The sequence below is a fragment of the Streptomyces sp. NPDC059668 genome (assembly GCF_042734135.1).
Taxonomy (GTDB): domain Bacteria; phylum Actinomycetota; class Actinomycetes; order Streptomycetales; family Streptomycetaceae; genus Streptomyces.
Window position 1 is genome coordinate 10,330 of sequence record NZ_JBHWEL010000052.1, and the last position, 18,631, is coordinate 28,960.

Below are 18,631 nucleotides of genomic sequence, written 5' to 3' on the forward strand. Positions count from 1 at the left end.
GGTTTGCCCCCACCCCCCCCCGTTTTGTTTTTCCTTTAAACTCAAGCCGCTTTTTTTTGGGGGGGGGGGGGGGGGGGGGGGGGGGGGGGGGCGCCCCCCCCCCCCCCCCCCCACCGCCGCTCGGCTCAGCCGGTGAACCCGGCCACGTTCTGTGCCGTGACCACCTTCACCGGCACCATCACGGTCTTCTCGACCTTCTTGCCCTCGGCGGACTTCAGCGCGTTCTCCACCGCGATCCGGCCGAGTTCCGTCGGCTGCTGGGCCACGGAGGCGTACAGCGTGCCGTTCTTGACCGCCTTCAGTCCGTCGGGGGTGCCGTCGAAGCCGATGACCGAGACCGACTTGCCGGCCTTGGAACCGAGCGCCTTGATCGCGCCGAGCGCCATCTCGTCGTTCTCGGCGAAGACACCCTGGACGTCGGGGTGCGCCTGGAGCAGGTTCGTCATCACGTCGAGGCCCTTGGTGCGGTCGAAGTCCGCGGGCTGCCGGGCGACGACCTTGATGCCGGGGTAGGCCTTCAGGCCCTCGGCGAAGCCCGCGCCCCGCTCACGGCTCGCGGACGTGCCCGCCAGACCCTGAAGGATGACGATCTTGCCCTTGCCGCCCAGCTTCTCGGCCAGCGCCTTGGCGCCCAGCTTGCCGCCCTCGATGTTGTCGGAGGCGACCAGCGCGGCCGTGTCCGCCTTGTTCACGCCCCGGTCGACACCGATGACGGGGATGTCGGCCTTGTTCGCCGAGCGGACCGACGGGCCCGCCGCGTCCGAGTCCACCGGGTTGACGATGATCGCGCCGAGGCCCGAACTGGTGAAGTTCTGGAGCTGGTTGGCCTGCTGGGACGCGTCGTTCTGGGCGTCGGTGACCGTCAGGCTCACGCCGAGCTTCTTCGCCTCCTGCTGCGCGCCCTTCTTGATCTGGACGAAGAAGGGGTTGTTCAGCGTGGAGAGGGACAGGCCCACCTTCTTCGACGCCGTCGAGGAGGAGCCGGTGTGCAGGAAGGACATCGCACCGACGATCGCCGCCGCGACCACGGCCGCGATGAGATACGTCGCCGCCTGCTTGCCCCGGTTGCCCGGGGTACCGGCCCCGGCGGCCGCCGGGGTCGCGCCGGCCTTGCGCCGCACCGTGTCGAGCAGCACCGCCAGCGCGATCACGACACCGATGACGACCTGCTGCCAGAAGGCGGAGACGGACAGCAGGTTGAGGCCGTTGCGCAGCACCGCGAGGATCAGCGCGCCGATCAGCGTGCCGGACGCCTTGCCGGTGCCGCCCGCGAGCGAGGCACCGCCGATGACGACCGCGGCGATCGCGTCCAGTTCGTAGCCCTGCGCGGCCTGCGGCTGCGCGGAGGAGAGCCGGGAAGCGAGCACGATGCCCGCGGCGGCCGCGAACAGACCCGACAGGGCGTAGATCGCGAGCTTCTGCTTCTTCACCCGCAGGCCGGAGAGGCGGGCCGCCTCCTCGTTGCCGCCGATGGCGTACATGGAGCGGCCGATGTAGGTACGGCCGAGGATCACGGCCGTGATCAGGCCCATGACGACCATGACGAGGACCGGGACGGGCAGCCAGCCGCCGAGGGTGTCACCGAGGTGCGAGACCGAGGAGGGGAAGGCGATCGGGCTGCCCTGCGAGATCACCAGGGACAGACCGCGGCCCACCGAGAGCATGGCGAGCGTCGCGATGAACGGCGGCAGTTTCCCGTACGCGATCATCACGCCGTTGACCAGGCCGACGGCGATGCCGGCGGCGATCGAGACGATCACCGCGATCCAGACCGGGACGCCCTGCGTGGTCGCCATCCAGGCGAGGACGGTGGCGGAGAGCGCGGCGACCGAGCCGACCGACAGGTCGATGCCCGCCGCGACGATGACGAAGGTCGAGCCGAAGGCGAGGATGGCGGTCACGGCCGCCTGGACGCCGATGTTGAGCAGGTTGTCCGTCGTCAGGAAGTCGCCGGACAGTGCCGCCATCGCGATGACGAGGGCGATGAGCGCGGTGAGCGCTCCGTTGTCGAGCAGGAGGCGGCGGACCGCCGAGGCGCCACTCGCGCCCGATGTGCTCTTGAGCGTGTCAGTGGCCACGGGAGCCCTCCACAGCGGTTTCGGATTTGGTGGTCGGTGTGCTGACGGCGAGTGCCATCACGGAGTCCTGCGTGGCTTCGGCCGCGGACAGTTCGCCCGCGATCCGGCCCTGGGCCATCACCAGCACCCGGTCGCTCATGCCGAGCACCTCGGGCAGATCGCTGGAGATCATCAGGACGGCCGCGCCCGCGGCCGTCAGTTCGTTGACGAGCTGGTAGATCTCGACCTTGGCGCCGACGTCGATGCCACGGGTCGGCTCGTCGAGGATCAGCACCTTGGTGTCGGCCAGCAGCCACTTGCCGATGACGACCTTCTGCTGGTTGCCACCGGACAGCGTGCGTACGTGCTGGCCGAGACCGGCCATCCGGACGCCGAGCTGCTCGGCGATCCGCGCGGCGGCCACCCGCTGACCCCTCAGGTCGACGAGTCCGCCGTGGGTGGCGCCCCGCATGGTGACCAGGCCGAGGTTCTCCTCGACGGAGGCGTCGAGGAGCAGTCCCTGGCCCTTGCGGTCCTCGGGGACGAGGCCGATGCCGGCCCGCATCGCGGCGGTCACGTCGTGCCCGCGCAGCTCGGTGCCGGCGACCTTCACGGCGCCCTTGTCGTACGGGTCGGCGCCGAAGACCGCGCGGACGACCTCCGTACGTCCGGCACCCACGAGCCCCGCGATGCCGACGACCTCACCGGCCCGCACCTCGAAGCTCACGTCGTGGAAGACACCGTCGCGGGTCAGCCCCTCGACGGTCAGCAACGCGGCACCGGCACCGGTACCGGTACCGGCCTCGGTCTCGGGACGCTCACGCGGGTACTGCTGCTCGATCGACCGGCCCACCATGAGGCGGACCAGTTCGGGCTCGGGCGTGGTCGCGGGCACCTGGCCGACGCTCTTGCCGTCGCGGATGACCGTGACCCGGTCCCCCAGGACCGCGATCTCCTCCAGGTGGTGCGTGATGAAGACGATGCCGACCCCGTCCTCGCGCAGCTGACGCACGATCGCGAAGAGTTTCTCGACCTCTTCGGAGGTGAGCACCGCGGTCGGCTCGTCCATGATCAGGACGCGCGCGTCCAGGCTCAGCGCCTTCGCGATCTCGACCATCTGGAGGCGCGCGATGCCGAGTTCACGCACCCGCGCGCGGGGCGACACGTTCACGCCGACCCGTTCGAGCAGCGCGGCGGCCTCGGCCTCCATCGTGCGGCGGTCGATCAGTCCGTAGCGGCGCGGCTGCCGTCCCAGGAAGATGTTCTCGGCGACCGTCAGGTCGGGAACGAGGTTGAACTCCTGGTAGATGGTGGCGATCCCGAGGCGCTCGGAGTCCTGCGCCCCGTGGATGCGCACCTCCGCGCCGTCCACGAGAACGCGCCCGGAGTCGGGCTGGTAGGCGCCGGAGAGCATCTTGATCAGCGTGCTCTTGCCGGCGCCGTTCTCGCCGAGCAGCACGTGCACCTCGCCGCGGCGCAGATCGAAGTCGACGCTGTCCAGCGCGACCACGCCGGGGAAGGTCTTGCGAATGCCCTCGATGCGCAGCAACTCGTCCTCGTTGCTCACGACTGGCTCCTTTGTACGGGGGACTGCTGTGCGGGGGTCGTCTCTAGGGGGGTCGGAGGGGGCGGTTGTCCGGGGGCCGTCCGTACCGGGGGCGGTTCGCCGCACGAGCGGCGGACGACGAGACGGGCGGGGAGGGTGACGGACTGCGGGGGGCGTCCCTCGATCCGGTCGACGAGCGCGCGTACGGCGGCCCGTCCCAGCTCGCCGGTCGGCTGGGCGATCGCGGTGATCGGGGGATCGGTGTGCACGAACCACGGGATGTCGTCGAACGCGGCGAGCGCGATGTCCTCGGGCACCCGCAGTCCACGGGCCCGGACGGCGTCCAGCGCGCCGAGCGCCATCAGGTTGTCGGCGGCGAAGACGACCTCGGGCGGTTCGGCCAGGTCCAGGAACCGTTCGGTGGCGCGGCGCCCGCTCTCGGCCTGGAAGTCGCCCTGTCCGATGTAGGCGTCCGGCAGGGCGATGCCGTGGGCGGCGAGCGCTTCCCGGAACGCCTCGACCCGCTCACTGCCGGTGGTGGTCGCCGCCGGGCCCGTGATGATGGCGAGCCGGCGGTGTCCGAGACCGTGCAGGTGGGCGACGAGGTCACGGACGGCCGTGCGTCCGTCCGCCCGTACGACGGGGACGTCCACGCCGGCGATCCAGCGGTCCACGAAGACCATCGGGGTGCCGGCGCGCGCCGCGTCCAGCATCGCGGGGGAGCCGCCGTCGGTGGGGGAGACCAGCAGACCGTCGATGCGCCGGTCGAGCAGGGTCCGTACGTGGTGGTCCTCGATCTCGGGCCGCTCGTCGGCGTTGCCGATGATCACGCTGTAGCCGAGGGCGCGGGCCTCCTCCTCGACGGAGCGGGCCAGTTCGGTGAAGTAGGGGTTCAGCACGTCGCTGATGACCAGGCCCAGGGTGCGCGTCTGGTCGGTGCGCAGCGAACGGGCGACGGCGTTCGGGCGGTAGCCCAGCCTCTGTACGGCCGCCAGCACACGGGTACGTGCGTCCGGGCTGACCGACGGATGGTCGTTCAGCACACGGGAGACCGTGGCGACGGACACACCCGCCTCCGCGGCGACATCCTTGATGCTCGCCATGACCGCCCCACCTCCTCGTGGAATCGATTACACGGAGGATTGGAATCGATTACACGGCTTTCGGGCAAGGGTCCAAAGACCTTCTGAGACCGGATCGTGATGAACGTGATCCGGGTCCCATCGGCGTCGCGGGAGGGTCGGCGGGACGGCCGGCGGCACCCGCGGGCAGGGGTTCCGAAGGGGTGCCCCGCTCACCGGGCCTCTCGTGTCGGCGGCGGGGCGGGGATCACGCCGCGGCCAGCTCGCACCACACGTACTTGCCCCGATTGCCGAACCTGGACAGGGGCTGCCAGCCCCACAGGTCCGAGCACGCCTGCACCAGTGCCAGCCCGCGCCCCTCCTCCCGTTCGGCGAACCGGTCCGACGGCCGTGGCGGCTCCGGCGGTTCGGGGTCCGCGTCCCATGCGCCGAGCCGCAGGGTGCCGGGCGGCGCCCAGCGCACCCGCAGGGCGGCCGGTCCCTTCGTGTGCCGTACGGCGTTGGAGACCAGCTCGGTGGCGAGCAACTCGGCGACGTCGACCAGGCGGATCAGCCCATGGGCGGTGAGGATCAGCCGGAGGGTGCGGCGGCTGACGGTGACCGCGCGGAGGTCGTTGGGGATGGTGAGGGTGTACTCCCATGCTTCGGGCATGCGTCATCAACTCCGTTGGCGGTGGGGGAAATGCACGCACGGTGGCATTGCTGCATCCGTCATGGCAGGACGGAGCGGTGCGCTTCCGCTGCGTGTGCGGGGCGTCACCGACGGTACGGCTAACACTTAATCCCGAGCAAGCCGATCGCGTAATCTGCCCCTCGAACGAGTCCCAACAGCAAGCGTGTTGAACCGAGGAGCGAGATGGTCCTGAGGCGCGAACCGACAGCACGTCAGATGCGCCTGGCCACCGAACTGCGCAGGCTCCGCGAGACAGCGGGACTCAGCGCCACCGAGGCGGCGGCCCTGCTCGGTACGAGTCGCGTCCAGATCAGCCAGATCGAAGCAGGGCTCGTGGGTGTGAGCGAGCAGCGGCTGCGCCGCTTCGCCTCGCACTATGCCTGTACCGACGAGGAGTTCATCGACGCTCTGGTGGCGGTGGCCATCGACCGAACCCGAGGTTGGTGGGAGGAGTACCGGGGCCTGCTCCCCACGTCATTCCTGGACCTGTCCGAGCTGGAGCACCACGCACGGTTTCAGCGCCACGTGGCCATCCTGTACGTACCGGGACTTCTGCAGACGGAGGACTACTCACGTGCGGTCTTCTCGTCCAGGCTGCCCGAACTCACCAGCGACGAGATCGAGGTGCGCATCCAGCACCGCAAGGCACGCCAGCAGGTCACCATCCCGCACGAGGCGGTGATCCACGAGGCGGCGCTTCGGATCAGAGTCGGCGACCGTGCCACCTCAAGGGTCCAACTCGCGCGACTGGTGGAGTTCTCCGAGGCCGACCACGTCACCGTGCGCGTCATCCCCCTGGACCTGGACGGCTTCGCCGGAGCCTCCAGCACGATGACGTACGTGGGCGGCCCCTTGCCCAGGCTGGACACAGTGGTCCGCGACGCGCTGCACGGCTCGGCCTTCCTCGATTCCGAAGCCCAGCTCGACACCTATCGAACGAGCTTCCGTAAAGTGGAGGGCGCGTCACTCGACCCCGGACAGTCGCGCGAGTTCATCCACCGGCTGACGAAAGAGCTATGAGGAACCCATGGACAACTGGCGGAAGTCGTCCTACTCGGGCCCGGGTGACGGCAACGAGTGCGTGGAGATCGCGACCACCTCCACCCGCACAGCCATCCGCGACTCCAAAGCCCCCGCCCGAGCCACCCTCACCTTCCCCACCCCCGCCTTCACCGCCTTCCTCGAATCCCTGAAGCAGGCGCCCGGGGGGCCGGCCCGGCGGCGGTGAGCGGGCGGGGGCGCCCCTGTCGGTGCCCACCGGTACCGTCGGATCATGGCGCACCAGGCGGGGACTCCCACAGGCGAACGGCAGCCGGCCGTCCTCGAAGGCGTGCTGGAGCGGATCACCTACGCGAACGAGGAGAGCGGCTACACGGTCGCGCGGGTGGACACCGGCCGCGGCGCGGGGGACCTGCTGACCGTCGTCGGCGCGCTGCTCGGCGCGCAGGTCGGCGAGTCGCTCCGGATGGAGGGCCGCTGGGGCTCCCACCCGCAGTACGGCAAGCAGTTCACGGTGGAGAACTACACGACGGTCCTGCCGGCCACCGTCCAGGGCATCCGCCGCTATCTCGGTTCCGGCCTGGTCAAGGGCATCGGCCCGGTCTTCGCGGACCGCATCACCCAGCACTTCGGGCTGGACACGCTCCGGATCATCGAGGAGGAGCCGAAGCGGCTCATCGAGGTCCCCGGCCTCGGCCCGAAGCGGACGAAGAAGATCGCCGACGCCTGGGAGGAACAGAAGGCGATCAAGGAGGTCATGCTTTTCCTCCAGAGCGTCGAGGTGTCGACGTCGATCGCGGTGCGCATCTACAAGAAGTACGGCGACGCGTCGATCTCCGTCGTGCGGAATCAGCCCTACCGGCTCGCCGCCGACGTCTGGGGCATCGGCTTCCTCACCGCCGACCGGATCGCCCAGTCCGTCGGCATCCCGCACGACAGCCCGGAGCGCGTCAAGGCGGGCCTCCAGTACGCCCTTTCGCAGTCCACCGACCAGGGGCACTGCTACCTCCCGGAGGAGCGGCTGATCGCGGACGCGGTGAAACTCCTCCAGGTGGACACGGGCCTGGTCATCGAGTGCCTGGCCGAACTCGCCGCTCCCCCGGAGGACGGCGAGGAGCCCGGTGTCGTACGGGAGAAGGTGCCCGGTCCCGACGGCGGTGAGCCGGTGACGGCGGTCTATCTGGTGCCCTTCCACCGCGCCGAACTCTCGCTCTCCGCACAGCTGTTGCGCCTGCTGCGCGCCGACCAGGACCGGATGCCCGGCTTCCGGGACGTGGCCTGGGACAAGGCGCTGACCTGGCTCAGGGGGCGTACGGGCGCGGAGTTGGCGCCCGAGCAGGAGGAGGCCGTGCGGCTGGCACTGACCAGGAAGGTCGCCGTGCTCACCGGAGGCCCCGGCTGCGGCAAGTCGTTCACGGTCCGCTCGATCGTGGAACTGGCGCGCGCCAGGCGGGCGAAGGTCGTCCTCGCCGCGCCCACGGGCCGCGCGGCCAAGCGGCTCGCCGAGCTCACGGGCGCCGAGGCCTCGACGGTGCACCGGCTGCTGGAGCTGAAGCCGGGCGGGGACGCGGCGTACGACAAGGACCGTCCGCTGGACGCCGACCTGGTGGTCGTGGACGAGGCCTCCATGCTCGACCTGCTGCTCGCCAACAAGCTGGCCAAGGCGGTGCCGCCGGGCGCCCACCTCCTGTTCGTGGGAGACGTCGACCAGCTCCCCAGCGTGGGCGCGGGCGAGGTGCTGCGGGACCTGCTCGCCGAGGGCGGCCCCGTCCCGTCGGTCCGGCTGACCCGGATCTTCCGTCAGGCCCAGCAGTCCGGGGTGGTGACGAACGCGCACCGGATCAACTCCGGGCAGCACCCGGTCACCGACGGCCTGAAGGACTTCTTCCTCTTCGTCGAGGACGACACCGAGGAGACCGGGCGGCTCACGGTGGACGTGGTGGCCCGGCGGATTCCGGCCAAGTTCGGGCTGGACCCGCGCCGGGACGTGCAGGTGCTGGCGCCGATGCACCGGGGGCCGGCCGGCGCGGGCACCCTCAACGGCCTGCTCCAGCAGGCGATCACACCCGCGCGCCCCGAGCTCGCCGAGAAGCGCTTCGGCGGCCGGGTCTTCCGCGTCGGCGACAAGGTCACCCAGATCCGCAACAACTACGAGAAGGGCGAGAACGGCGTCTTCAACGGCACCGTGGGCGTCGTGACCTCGCTCGATCCGGTCGAACAGCGTCTGACGGTGCTGACGGACGAGGACGAGGAGGTGCCGTACGACTTCGACGAACTGGACGAGCTGGCGCATGCGTACGCGGTGACGATCCACCGCTCCCAGGGCAGCGAGTACCCCGCGGTGGTGATCCCGGTCACCACGGGGGCCTGGATGATGCTCCAGCGCAACCTCCTCTACACGGCGGTCACCCGGGCCAAGAAGCTGGTCGTCCTCGTCGGCTCCCGCAAGGCGATCGGCCAGGCCGTCCGCACGGTGTCGGCAGGCCGGCGCTGCACGGCGCTGTCCTTCCGTCTCGCGGGCCGTCCGCTGTCCCACCCGCCCGCTCCGGAGCAGGCCCACCGGCCCTGACCGGTTCCGGCCGTTCCCGGCGCGCGCGTTCCGTCCGGGCCGCTCGGCCGGGCGTCCCGAAAAAATGATCGATCAAAGGAGTCGTAAAGGTCACACAGCACTTCCGGAACCAGGGCGAAGAGGGGCAGGATGAGCAGGTTGGCGGCACTCAGTGCCGCCAACCGGCCCAATGGTCGACCCCGAGTGCACTCTCCAGGGCCAAATGGGGGATGGTAGAGACAGTCAGGGCACCTCGAAGAAGAGGCACAACGTCGGTGAGGGATGACGTGAGCGACAACAACGCTGTAGTACTGCGGTTCGGCGATGGCGAGTACACCTACCCGGTGATCGACAGCACCGTCGGCGACAAGGGCTTCGACATCGGCAAGCTCCGCGCCCAGACCGGTCTGGTGACGCTGGACAGCGGGTACGGCAACACCGCCGCCTACAAATCCGCGATCACCTATCTCGACGGCGAGGAGGGCATCCTCCGGTACCGCGGCTACCCGATCGAGCAGCTGGCCGAGCGCTCCACCTTCCTCGAGGTGGCCTCGCTGCTGATCAACGGCGAACTGCCGAACGTGGACGAGCTCTCCACCTTCAAGAACGAGATCACGCAGCACACCCTGCTGCACGAGGACGTCAAGCGCTTCTTCCAGGGCTTCCCGCGCGACGCCCACCCGATGGCGATGCTGTCGTCCGTGGTCAGCGCCCTGTCGACGTTCTACCAGGACAGCCACAACCCGTTCGACGAGAAGCAGCGTCACCTCTCGACGATCCGCCTGCTCGCCAAGCTTCCGACGATCGCGGCGTACGCCTACAAGAAGTCGATCGGCCACCCCTTCGTCTACCCGCGCAACGACCTCGGGTACGTCGAGAACTTCCTGCGCATGACCTTCTCGGTCCCCGCGCAGGAGTACGAGCTCGACCCGGTCGTCGTCTCCGCGCTCGACAAGCTGCTCATCCTGCACGCGGACCACGAGCAGAACTGTTCGACGTCCACCGTGCGTCTGGTGGGCTCCTCGCAGGCGAACATGTTCGCCTCGATCTCCGCCGGTATCTCCGCCCTCTGGGGCCCGCTGCACGGTGGCGCCAACCAGTCCGTGCTGGAGATGCTCGAAGGCATCCAGGCCTCCGGCGGCGACGTCGACTCCTTCATCCGCAAGGTGAAGAACAAGGAGGACGGCGTCCGCCTGATGGGCTTCGGGCACCGCGTCTACAAGAACTTCGACCCCCGGGCGAAGATCATCAAGGCGGCCGCGCACGACGTCCTCTCGGCGCTCGGCAAGTCCGACGAGCTGCTGGACATCGCGCTCAAGCTGGAGGAGCACGCGCTCTCCGACGACTACTTCGTCTCGCGCAGCCTCTACCCGAACGTGGACTTCTACACGGGTCTGATCTACCGCGCCATGGGCTTCCCGACCGAGATGTTCACGGTCCTGTTCGCCCTCGGCCGCCTCCCGGGCTGGATCGCCCAGTGGCACGAGATGATCAAGGAGCCCGGTTCCCGCATCGGCCGCCCGCGGCAGATCTACACGGGTGTCGTCGAGCGCGACTTCGTGCCGGTCGAGGCTCGCTGATCATCTTCGTAGGGGCATAGCCCCCGAAGGGTTCGGAACCGAGCGAACCGAACAGAACCAAGCAAAACGGAAAGCGCCCTGCTACCGGTCCCCCCACGGGCCGGCAGTCAGGGCGCTTTCCTTGTCCCGGTGCGGATTCCCCCCACGGGATCCGGCCGGGCGTCTGTGGACAGCGCCTGAACCGCTGCGAGTAAAACGAGCAGAACTCTTCGTGCTACCGCGTGCTACCGCGTGCTCCCGCACGCGCTCCGGTGCGATGTGCCGGGACCCGTACCGACGGGAGGGCCGCTCAAAGCTCCCCGGTGTACGTGCCCCGGCAACGCGGTTCCGGGAACGTCCCCCAAGACATCCCCAGATGTCAGAAACGCCCCCCAAGACGTCTCTGGCATCGCCAACTTAGACTCACGAACCCCTTCGCTGGTTACGTTCACATCACTGTGATCTGTGTCTCTTGCGTATGTCCTGAAGATGCGCAAGAGCCCCGATTCGGGAATCGGGGGCCAAGCGTAAGGAAGATGCGCGAGCCTTGTGAAGAGCTTATGTGAGGCTCCCGTTGGACTCTAGGGGGACTCTTAATTCGTCGTCATGAGAATGTCCTGAGTCGGAGGCTGTTCGTCACCACGAACACGGAGGAGAAGGCCATCGCCGCCCCCGCGATCATGGGGTTGAGGAGCCCGGCCGCGGCGAGCGGCAGCGCCGCCACGTTGTAGGCGAAGGCCCAGGCCAGGTTTCCCTTGATCGTGGCCAGCGTCCTGCGCGACAGCCGGATCGCGTCCGCCGCCACCCGCAGATCCCCGCGGACCAGCGTCAGATCGCTCGCCTCGATCGCCGCGTCCGTGCCCGTGCCCATCGCCAGGCCGAGGTCGGCGGTGGCGAGGGCCGCCGCGTCGTTCACCCCGTCGCCGACCATCGCCACGGTCCGCCCCTCGCCCTGAAGCCGCCTGACGACGTCGACCTTGTCCTGCGGCAGCACCTCGGCGATCACGTCACCGGGTTCGATGCCCACCGCGCGCGCCACCGACTCCGCGACCGCCCGGTTGTCACCGGTCAGCAGCACGGGGGTGAGCCCCAGGGCGCGCAGCTCGCGCACGGCCTGCGCGCTGGTCTCCTTGACCGTGTCGGCGACGGTCAGGACACCGAGCGCCACTCCGTCCCGGGTGACCACCACGGCCGTCTCTCCGTCCGCCTCGGCCCCGGCCTTCGCCCGGGCCAGCTCCGGCGGGAGCGGCCCCGGCCCGGGCCGTCCGACCCGGACGTCGTGACCCTCGACGCGTCCGCGCACCCCCAGCCCGGGGGTGCTCTCGAAGTCCTCCACCGCGGGAAGGGCTCCAGCCCGCTCCTGGGCGCCCGCGGCGACCGCCCGGGCCACCGGGTGCTCGGAGGCGTGTTCCAGGGCGCCTGCGAGCCGCAGGAGCTCCTTCTCGTCGCCGCCCGCGGTGACGTACACCTCGCGCAGCGTCATCCGCCCCGTCGTCACCGTGCCGGTCTTGTCCAGGACGACGGTGTCGACCCGGCGGGTGGACTCCAGGACCTCGGGGCCCCGGATGAGGATGCCGAGCTGGGCGCCGCGGCCGGTGCCGACCATCAGAGCGGTCGGCGTGGCCAGGCCGAGCGCGCACGGGCAGGCGATGATCAGCACGGCGACGGCCGCGGTGAAGGCGGCGGCCGGGTCGCCCGTGGCGCCGAGCCAGACCGCGAAGGTGCCGAGCGCGATGACCAGCACCACCGGTACGAAGACGCCGGAGATCCGGTCGGCGAGCCGCTGCGCCTCGGCCTTGCCGTTCTGCGCGTCCTCGACGAGCCGTGCCATCCGCGCGAGCCGGGTGTCGGCCCCGACCCGGGTCGCCTCGACGACGAGCCGGCCCCCCGCGTTCACGGTCGCGCCGGTCACCACGGAGCCCACCGCGACGTCGACCGGCACCGACTCGCCCGTCAGCATGGAGGCGTCCACGGCGGAGGCGCCCTCGACGACGGTGCCGTCCGTGGCGATCTTCTCGCCGGGCCGTACGACGAAACGGTCACCGGGCGTCAGCAGCTCGACCGGGACGCGCACCTCCCGGCCGTCCCGCAGCACCGCGACGTCCCTGGCGCCCAGTTCCATCAGCGCCCGCAGGGCCGCCCCCGCCCGCCGCTTGGAGCGGGCTTCCAGATAGCGGCCGAGCAGGATGAACGCGACGACCCCGGCGGCGACCTCCAGGTAGATCGTCGACGATCCGTCCGTGCGCGAGACGGTCAGCTCGAAGCCGTGCCGCATGCCGGGCATCCCCGCGTGGCCCCAGAACAGCGCCCACAGGGACCAGCCGAACGCGGCGAGCGTGCCGACCGAGACGAGCGTGTCCATGGTGGCCGCGCCGTGCCGGGCGTTGGTGAACGCGGCCCGGTGGAACGGCAGCGCGCCCCAGACGACGACGGGCGCGGCGAGCGTCAGCGAGAGCCACTGCCAGTTGTCGAACTGGAGTGCGGGGACCATCGACATCAGGACGACGGGGAGGGCGAGCAGGGCGGAGACGACGAGCCGCTCGCGCAGGGAGGCGAGTTCGGGGTCCTCGTCGGCGGTCGCGGCCGGTTCCGCCGTGCCGGCCGGTGGCGGCGGGGGCTCCTCGGCCGTGTATCCCGTCTTCACGACGGTGGCGATCAGGTCGGCGACCTGTACCCCCACCGGGTACGAGACCTTCGCCTTCTCCGTCGCGTAATTGACGGTGGCGGTGACGCCGTCCATGCGGTTGAGCTTCTTCTCGACGCGGGCCGCGCAGGAGGCGCAGGTCATGCCGCCGATCGTGAGTTCGACGTCGGTGGTGACGGTGGCGGCGGCGGTCGGGGACACGGCCTGGGATGCGGCCGGGGAGGTCTCCGCTATGGGTGACTCGGGTGCTGTGGTGGTCATGGTCCGGCTCCAGGGAATGAGCCGGGCCGTACGGAGCCAGTATCAGCTGGTCGGTACGGCCCGGTGGGGAGAGCTAGGCGGAACGGGGTGCGACGCGGGAGGGCCCTGACGGGGGCGGGGGCTCAGGCCCGGGTGACGAGCTCGAAGCCCGCCTCGTCGACCGCGGCGCGCACGGCGTCCTCGTCGAGCGGCACGGCGGAGACCACGGTGACCTCGCCCGTCGCGGCCACCGCCCGGACCGAGCTGACGCCGGCGATCCCGGAGATCTCACCGGAGACGGAGCCCTCGCAGTGCCCGCAGCTCATGCCGCTCACCTGGTAGACGGCCGTGATGGAACCCTGGGTGTCGGTCTGCGCGGTCATGGCGTGCTCCTCGTCGAGGCGTGTGCGGGGTCGCGGTGCGGGGTGCCGGAGGCGTGTCGCGGCGTGGTGCCTGTGGGTCGAAAGGGGTCCTGAGGTTCCAGGGTTCCCCTCGATATTCACAAGACTATACCCCTAGGGGGTATTTTTCCAAGAAGGGTCCGGACGGGTGCGGGTGGGTCCGGGGGGTGAGCTGCCCCTCGGGGGTGGGGGATCTCGGACGGATTTGTCCGAACTTTATGGCAGGGAGCCGCCGTGTCGCAGGTCGTGGTGGCCGTCCGGTTCCCGGGCGGGCCCCGGCGACGGGCGGCGCGCCCCGGCCTGCCGGGGCCGGGGCGCCGCGGATGACGGGGGTCCGCGTCAGGGCCGGGCGGCGAGGGTGTCGGAGGTGAGTGCCTTGCCGTCCGTCAGTGGTTCGACGTAGCGGAACAGGACGTTCTTCAGCTCCTGGACGTAGGCGGCGCGTTCGGCGCCCTCGTGGGCGAGGATCAGTTCGAGCCCCGCCTTGTAGATGCCCAGGCACACCTGCGCCGTGCGTGTGATGCCGGCGGCAGGCGTGTCGGGCAGGAACGCGGAGAGCAGTCCTTCGACCCGGGAGACCAGGGTCAGGTGCAGCGCGTCGTGCTCCTCGGCGATCCGGCCCGGGATGTCGGGGCCGTGCATCAGTGCGAAGAACACGGGGTGGTCGCAGTTGAAGGCGACGAAGCGGTCGACGGCGGCGCCGACGGCCTCCTCCAGTGTGGTCGCGGGGGCGACCGGGCCGAGTGCCTCGCCGTAGGTGGCCCGCATCTCGTGCATGAGCCGGTCGCCCAGTTCGATCGCGATGGCTTCCTTGTTCGGGAAGAACTGGTAGAGCGTGCCCGGCGAGACGCCCGCCTCGCGGGCGATCGCGTTGGTGCTGGCGGCGGTGTAGCCGGTGGAGCAGAAGACGGAGGCCGCGGCCTCCAGCAGCTGGGCGATCCGGCGTTCGCCGCGGGCCTGCCGGCGGCGGGGCCGCTCTTCGTCGGCGGTCCGCCCGTCGGCGGTGGTCCGCTCGGCGGCGACGGGCCGCTTCTCGGGCTTGTCGGGCACGAGTTATCCCCAACTCTCCGAACGTGTTTGACAAACGCGAGCGGTCGCTCGCATTCTGGTGAAACGCGAGCGATCTCTCGTGTTTGTCGATTCTATGGCAATGACCGACCCATGCTGCCTGAGCGCACGGACGGACGCGGACGCACGGACACAGGGTCACGGTGAAGGGGACACCGCGCGATGACCGAAGTCAACAGCGCAGATCAGGACCGGGGCAGGGGCGCGGCGCGCGGGAGGGGCGCGCGAGGCGGAGACGGCGCGGACGGTGACCCGCCGACAGGCGGGGCCGCGCTCTCGGGCGGCGCGCGGACGGGCGACCGGGCCCCGAGGCCCGGCGCTCCGCGGGTGGGGGGCTGGACCCGGTTCGTGACCGCTCGGCCCCGGCTGTCCCTGCTCGTCGCGCTGCTGCTCACCGCCCTCGCGGTGGTCGCCGGCAGCGGGGTGGCCGACCGCCTGGGCAGCGGCGGCTGGCAGGACCCGACCGCCGAGTCGACGTACGCGACGAAGGCCCTGGAGCGGGAGTTCCCGGCCTCCCAGCCCAATCTGCTGCTCCTGGTCGACTCGGGGCGCGCCACGGTCGACGATCCGGCCGTCGCCGCCGAGGCGAAGCGGCTGGCGGCCCGGCTCGCCACCGAGCGGGGTGTCACGGGAGTCGGTTCGTACTGGGAGTCGGGCGCCCCCGCGCTGCGCGCCGAGGACGGCCGCGAGGCGCTGATCGCCGCACGGATCACGGGCGACGAGAAGACGGCGAGCGAGACCCTGGACCGTCTCGCGCCCTCCTACCGGGGCACGCACGGCCCGGTGGGGATCAGGGTCGGCGGCCCCGTCGCCGTGCAGCACGAGATGCAGACCACCATCCGGGAGGACCTGACCCGGGCCGAGTTCATCGCGCTGCCGGTGACCCTCGTGCTGCTGGTGATGGTCTTCGGCAGCGCGATCGCGGCGCTGCTGCCGCTCGGTGTCGGCATCGTCGCGATCCTGGGGACGAACGCCGTGCTGCGGGGCCTCACGGAGTTCACCGACGTCTCGGTCTTCGCGATGAACCTCACCACGGCCCTCGGGCTCGGCCTCGCGATCGACTACGCCCTGTTCATCGTCCGCCGGTTCCGAGAGGAGCTGGCGACCGGTGCCGAGCCGGTCACCGCCGTCGGCACCACCCTGCGCACGGCGGGCCGCACGGTCCTCTTCTCCTCCCTCACGGTCGCCGTGTCGCTCGCCGCGATGCTGCTCTTCCCGCAGTACTTCCTGCGGTCCTTCGCCTACGCGGGCATCGCGGTGGTGCTGCTGGCCGCGGCGTCCGCCCTGATCCTGCTCCCGGCGGCCCTGGTGCTGCTCGGCCACCGGGTCAACTCCCTCGATCTGCGCCGGCTGTTCCGGCGTGGCGAGCCGCGCGCCTCCGGTGACGGCGCGGCCTGGGGGCGGACGGCCTCGCTCGTCATGCGCCGGGCTCCGGTCTTCGCGGTGGCCACCACCGTCGGGCTGATCGTCCTCGGACTGCCCTTCATGGGCGTGAAGTTCGGCACCGCCGACGACCGGCAACTGCCCTCGAACGCGGCGTCCCACGTTGTCCAGCAGCACATCCGGGACGGCTTCCCGGGCAGCCCCGGCGGAGGCCTGGAGATCCTCGCGGAGGGCCGGGCCACCGAGGCGCAGTACGCGGACTACAAGAGCCGTATCGCCGCCCTCCCCGAAGCGCTGCGGGTGGACGGGCCCCTGGTGAAGGGCGACGCCGCGTACTTCACGGTGCAGCCGAAGGGCGAGGCGGTCGGTGACGGGGCCCAGCGCCTGGTGCGTGAACTGCGCGCGACGGACGCCCCGTTCGGCACGGCGGTGACCGGTACGGCGGCGGTCCTGGTCGACTCCAAGCACGCGATAGGCGACCGGCTCCCCTGGGCGGCGGCGTTCATCGCGATCGTCACGCTGCTGCTGGTCTTCCTCCTCACGGGCAGTGTCCTGATCCCGGTCCAGGCGGTGCTGCTCAACGCGCTCAGCCTGACGGCGATGTTCGGTGCGGTGGTCTGGGTCTTCCAGGACGGTCATCTCTCCGGCCTGCTCGGCTTCACCAGCCCGGGATCGATCGAGACGACCCTGCCGGTGCTGATGTTCTGCGTCGCCTTCGGCCTGTCCATGGACTACGGAGTCTTCCTCCTCTCCCGTATGAAGGAGGAGTACGACCGCACGGGCGACCACCGGGAGTCGGTCCGCTTCGGTCTCCAGCGCACCGGCGGACTGATCACCGCGGCCGCGGTCATCCTGGCGGTGGTGATGGTCGCGATCGGCACCTCGCGCGTGACCAACACCAAGATGCTGGGCCTGGGCATCGCGCTGGCCGTCCTGATGGACGCGATGGTCGTGCGCAGCCTGCTGGTCCCGGCGGTCATGCGGCTCACCGGGCGCGCGACCTGGTGGGCGCCCGCCCCCCTGCGCCGCTTCCACGACCGGTTCGGTCTCAGTGAGGGCGGGACACCGGAGCAGGCGGCCACGAAGGGGGACGAACCCGGCGGCGCGGGTGAGGAGGCGGACGACCGGGACCGGGACAGGGTCGAGGTGCGCGGCTAGCGTTCACCCCGGAAGGTGATCTTCGGGCGGAGGGTGGGACGGATGCGGGCAGTGGTGTTCGAGCGGTACGGGGAGCCGGCCGGGGTCCGTGAGGTGGCGGATCCGGCGCCCGCGGACCACGGAGTGGTGGTGCGGGTCAAGGCCACCGGGCTGTGCCGCAGCGACTGGCACGGCTGGATGGGGCACGATCCGGACATCACGCTGCCCCATGTACCGGGCCATGAACTCGCCGGGGTCGTCGAAGCGGTGGGCGCGCGGGTGACGGGCTGGCGCGCCGGCGACCGGGTCACCGTCCCGTTCGTCTGCGCCTGCGGGAGCTGTGCCTCCTGCGCGGCGGGCGACCAGCAGGTCTGCGAACGGCAGACCCAGCCCGGGTTCACGCACTGGGGGTCCTTCGCGCAGTACGTGGCGCTGGAGCACGCCGATGTGAACCTGGTGGCGGTGCCGGACGGGATGTCCCTCTCGACGGCGGCGTCACTGGGCTGCCGGTTCGCCACGGCGTTCCGCGCGGTGGCCGCGCAGGGCCGGGTGGCCGCGGGGGAGTGGGTCGCGGTGCACGGCTGCGGGGGTGTGGGCCTCTCGGCGGTGATGATCGCCGCGGCGGCCGGGGCGCGGGTCGTCGCGGTCGACCTCTCGCCCCGGGCCCTGGAGCTGGCGCGGACCTTCGGGGCGGTGGAGACGGTGGACGCCACGCACACCGGGGACACGGCGGAGGCGGTGCGCGAGCTGACCGGTGGCGGCGCGCATCTCTCCCTCGACGCGCTGGGTTCCCCGGTCACGTGCGCGGCCTCGGTGAACGGGCTGCGCCGGCGGGGGCGTCACGTCCAGGTCGGTCTGCTGCCCGAGGCGCCCGCCGTTCCGATGGCCCGGGTGATCGGCCTCGAACTGGAGCTGCTGGGCAGCCATGGGATGCAGGCGCACGCCTACCCGCGGATGCTGGAGCTGGTGCGGGCGGGTGTCCTCCGGCCCGACCTCCTGGTCACCTCGACCCTGGCGCTGGACGGCGCGCCGGCCGCGCTGGCCGCGATGGGGACGGCGCCCGGGACCGGGGTGACGGTCATCGAGCCGTGGAGCTGAGCGCGTCCGCCGCGCGGTGACCGTGACGGACGGCCCACCCGCCGGGGCCCCGGGGACCGCGGGCCGTGCCTCCTGCCCCGTCCGGTCTCAGGCGGAGACCCGGCCGCGCCCGGCGGGGCCGGGGGGGGCGGGGGAGGGCGGGGGCGGGGTAAGCCCCGGGGGCCGGGGCCAAGACCAGGCGCGTTTAAAACACACA

13 protein-coding genes are annotated in these 18,631 nt (G+C 71.0%); 6 read left to right on the top strand and 7 right to left on the bottom strand.

The annotated features are described in order from the left end of the window. Nucleotides 1–125 precede the first annotated feature (125 nt). From ACFV2J_RS29555 to ACFV2J_RS29570, 4 genes are all read right to left on the bottom strand, one after another. On the bottom strand, nt 126–2,078 hold the full coding sequence (locus tag ACFV2J_RS29555) for a substrate-binding domain-containing protein (RefSeq protein ID WP_385097964.1): 1,953 nt from the start codon (nt 2,076–2,078) through the stop codon (nt 126–128). Continuing rightward, on the bottom strand, nt 2,068–3,624 hold the full coding sequence (locus ACFV2J_RS29560) for a sugar ABC transporter ATP-binding protein (RefSeq protein ID WP_385441490.1): 1,557 nt from the start codon (nt 3,622–3,624) through the stop codon (nt 2,068–2,070). The genes ACFV2J_RS29555 and ACFV2J_RS29560 overlap by 11 nt, the downstream gene beginning before the upstream one ends. Then, nucleotides 3,621–4,706, bottom strand: a complete 1,086-nt coding sequence (locus ACFV2J_RS29565; RefSeq protein WP_385089592.1) for a LacI family DNA-binding transcriptional regulator — start codon at nt 4,704–4,706, stop codon at nt 3,621–3,623. The genes ACFV2J_RS29560 and ACFV2J_RS29565 overlap by 4 nt, the downstream gene beginning before the upstream one ends. A 226-nt stretch (nt 4,707–4,932) precedes the next feature. Further along, a complete protein-coding gene (locus tag ACFV2J_RS29570; protein WP_385089595.1) occupies nt 4,933–5,337 on the bottom strand; it encodes an ATP-binding protein in 405 nt (134 codons plus the stop codon). A 204-nt stretch (nt 5,338–5,541) separates the two neighbouring features. On the opposite strand from ACFV2J_RS29570, the gene ACFV2J_RS29575 reads away from it, so the two are divergent. The 4 genes from ACFV2J_RS29575 (at nt 5,542) to ACFV2J_RS29590 (ending at nt 10,485) form a co-directional block, all read left to right on the top strand. After that, nucleotides 5,542–6,378: a helix-turn-helix domain-containing protein gene (locus ACFV2J_RS29575; protein ID WP_385441494.1), complete on the top strand. Its 837-nt coding sequence runs from the start codon at nt 5,542–5,544 to the stop codon at nt 6,376–6,378. Between the two features lie 7 nt (nt 6,379–6,385). Next, nucleotides 6,386–6,586, top strand: coding sequence for a DUF397 domain-containing protein (locus ACFV2J_RS29580; RefSeq protein WP_385089599.1), 201 nt, complete (start codon nt 6,386–6,388; stop codon nt 6,584–6,586). 45 nt (nt 6,587–6,631) lie between these two features. Beyond that, a complete protein-coding gene (locus tag ACFV2J_RS29585; RefSeq protein ID WP_385089602.1) occupies nt 6,632–8,926 on the top strand; it encodes an ATP-dependent RecD-like DNA helicase in 2,295 nt (764 codons plus the stop codon). Between the two features lie 254 nt (nt 8,927–9,180). Continuing rightward, a complete protein-coding gene (locus ACFV2J_RS29590; RefSeq protein ID WP_382652192.1) occupies nt 9,181–10,485 on the top strand; it encodes a citrate synthase in 1,305 nt (434 codons plus the stop codon). 583 nt (nt 10,486–11,068) lie between these two features. Here ACFV2J_RS29590 and ACFV2J_RS29595 read toward each other — a convergent pair. From ACFV2J_RS29595 to ACFV2J_RS29605, 3 genes are all read right to left on the bottom strand, one after another. After that, nucleotides 11,069–13,369 (bottom strand): heavy metal translocating P-type ATPase, encoded by a 2,301-nt coding sequence (locus ACFV2J_RS29595; protein ID WP_385089605.1) that lies wholly within the window; start codon nt 13,367–13,369, stop codon nt 11,069–11,071. Between the two features lie 122 nt (nt 13,370–13,491). Next, nucleotides 13,492–13,731: a heavy-metal-associated domain-containing protein gene (locus ACFV2J_RS29600; RefSeq protein ID WP_385089608.1), complete on the bottom strand. Its 240-nt coding sequence runs from the start codon at nt 13,729–13,731 to the stop codon at nt 13,492–13,494. Nucleotides 13,732–14,088: 357 nt separating this feature from the next. After that, on the bottom strand, nt 14,089–14,688 hold the full coding sequence (locus ACFV2J_RS29605; protein ID WP_385089611.1) for a TetR family transcriptional regulator: 600 nt from the start codon (nt 14,686–14,688) through the stop codon (nt 14,089–14,091). Nucleotides 14,689–15,165: 477 nt separating this feature from the next. Between ACFV2J_RS29605 and ACFV2J_RS29610 the strand changes: the two genes are divergently transcribed. Next, complete coding sequence (locus tag ACFV2J_RS29610) at nt 15,166–17,358, top strand: MMPL family transporter (RefSeq protein WP_385441501.1); 2,193 nt, start codon at nt 15,166–15,168, stop codon at nt 17,356–17,358. Between the two features lie 42 nt (nt 17,359–17,400). Continuing rightward, on the top strand, nt 17,401–18,435 hold the full coding sequence (locus ACFV2J_RS29615) for a zinc-dependent alcohol dehydrogenase family protein (protein ID WP_385090752.1): 1,035 nt from the start codon (nt 17,401–17,403) through the stop codon (nt 18,433–18,435). The last annotated feature ends 196 nt before the right edge of the window (nt 18,436–18,631 follow it).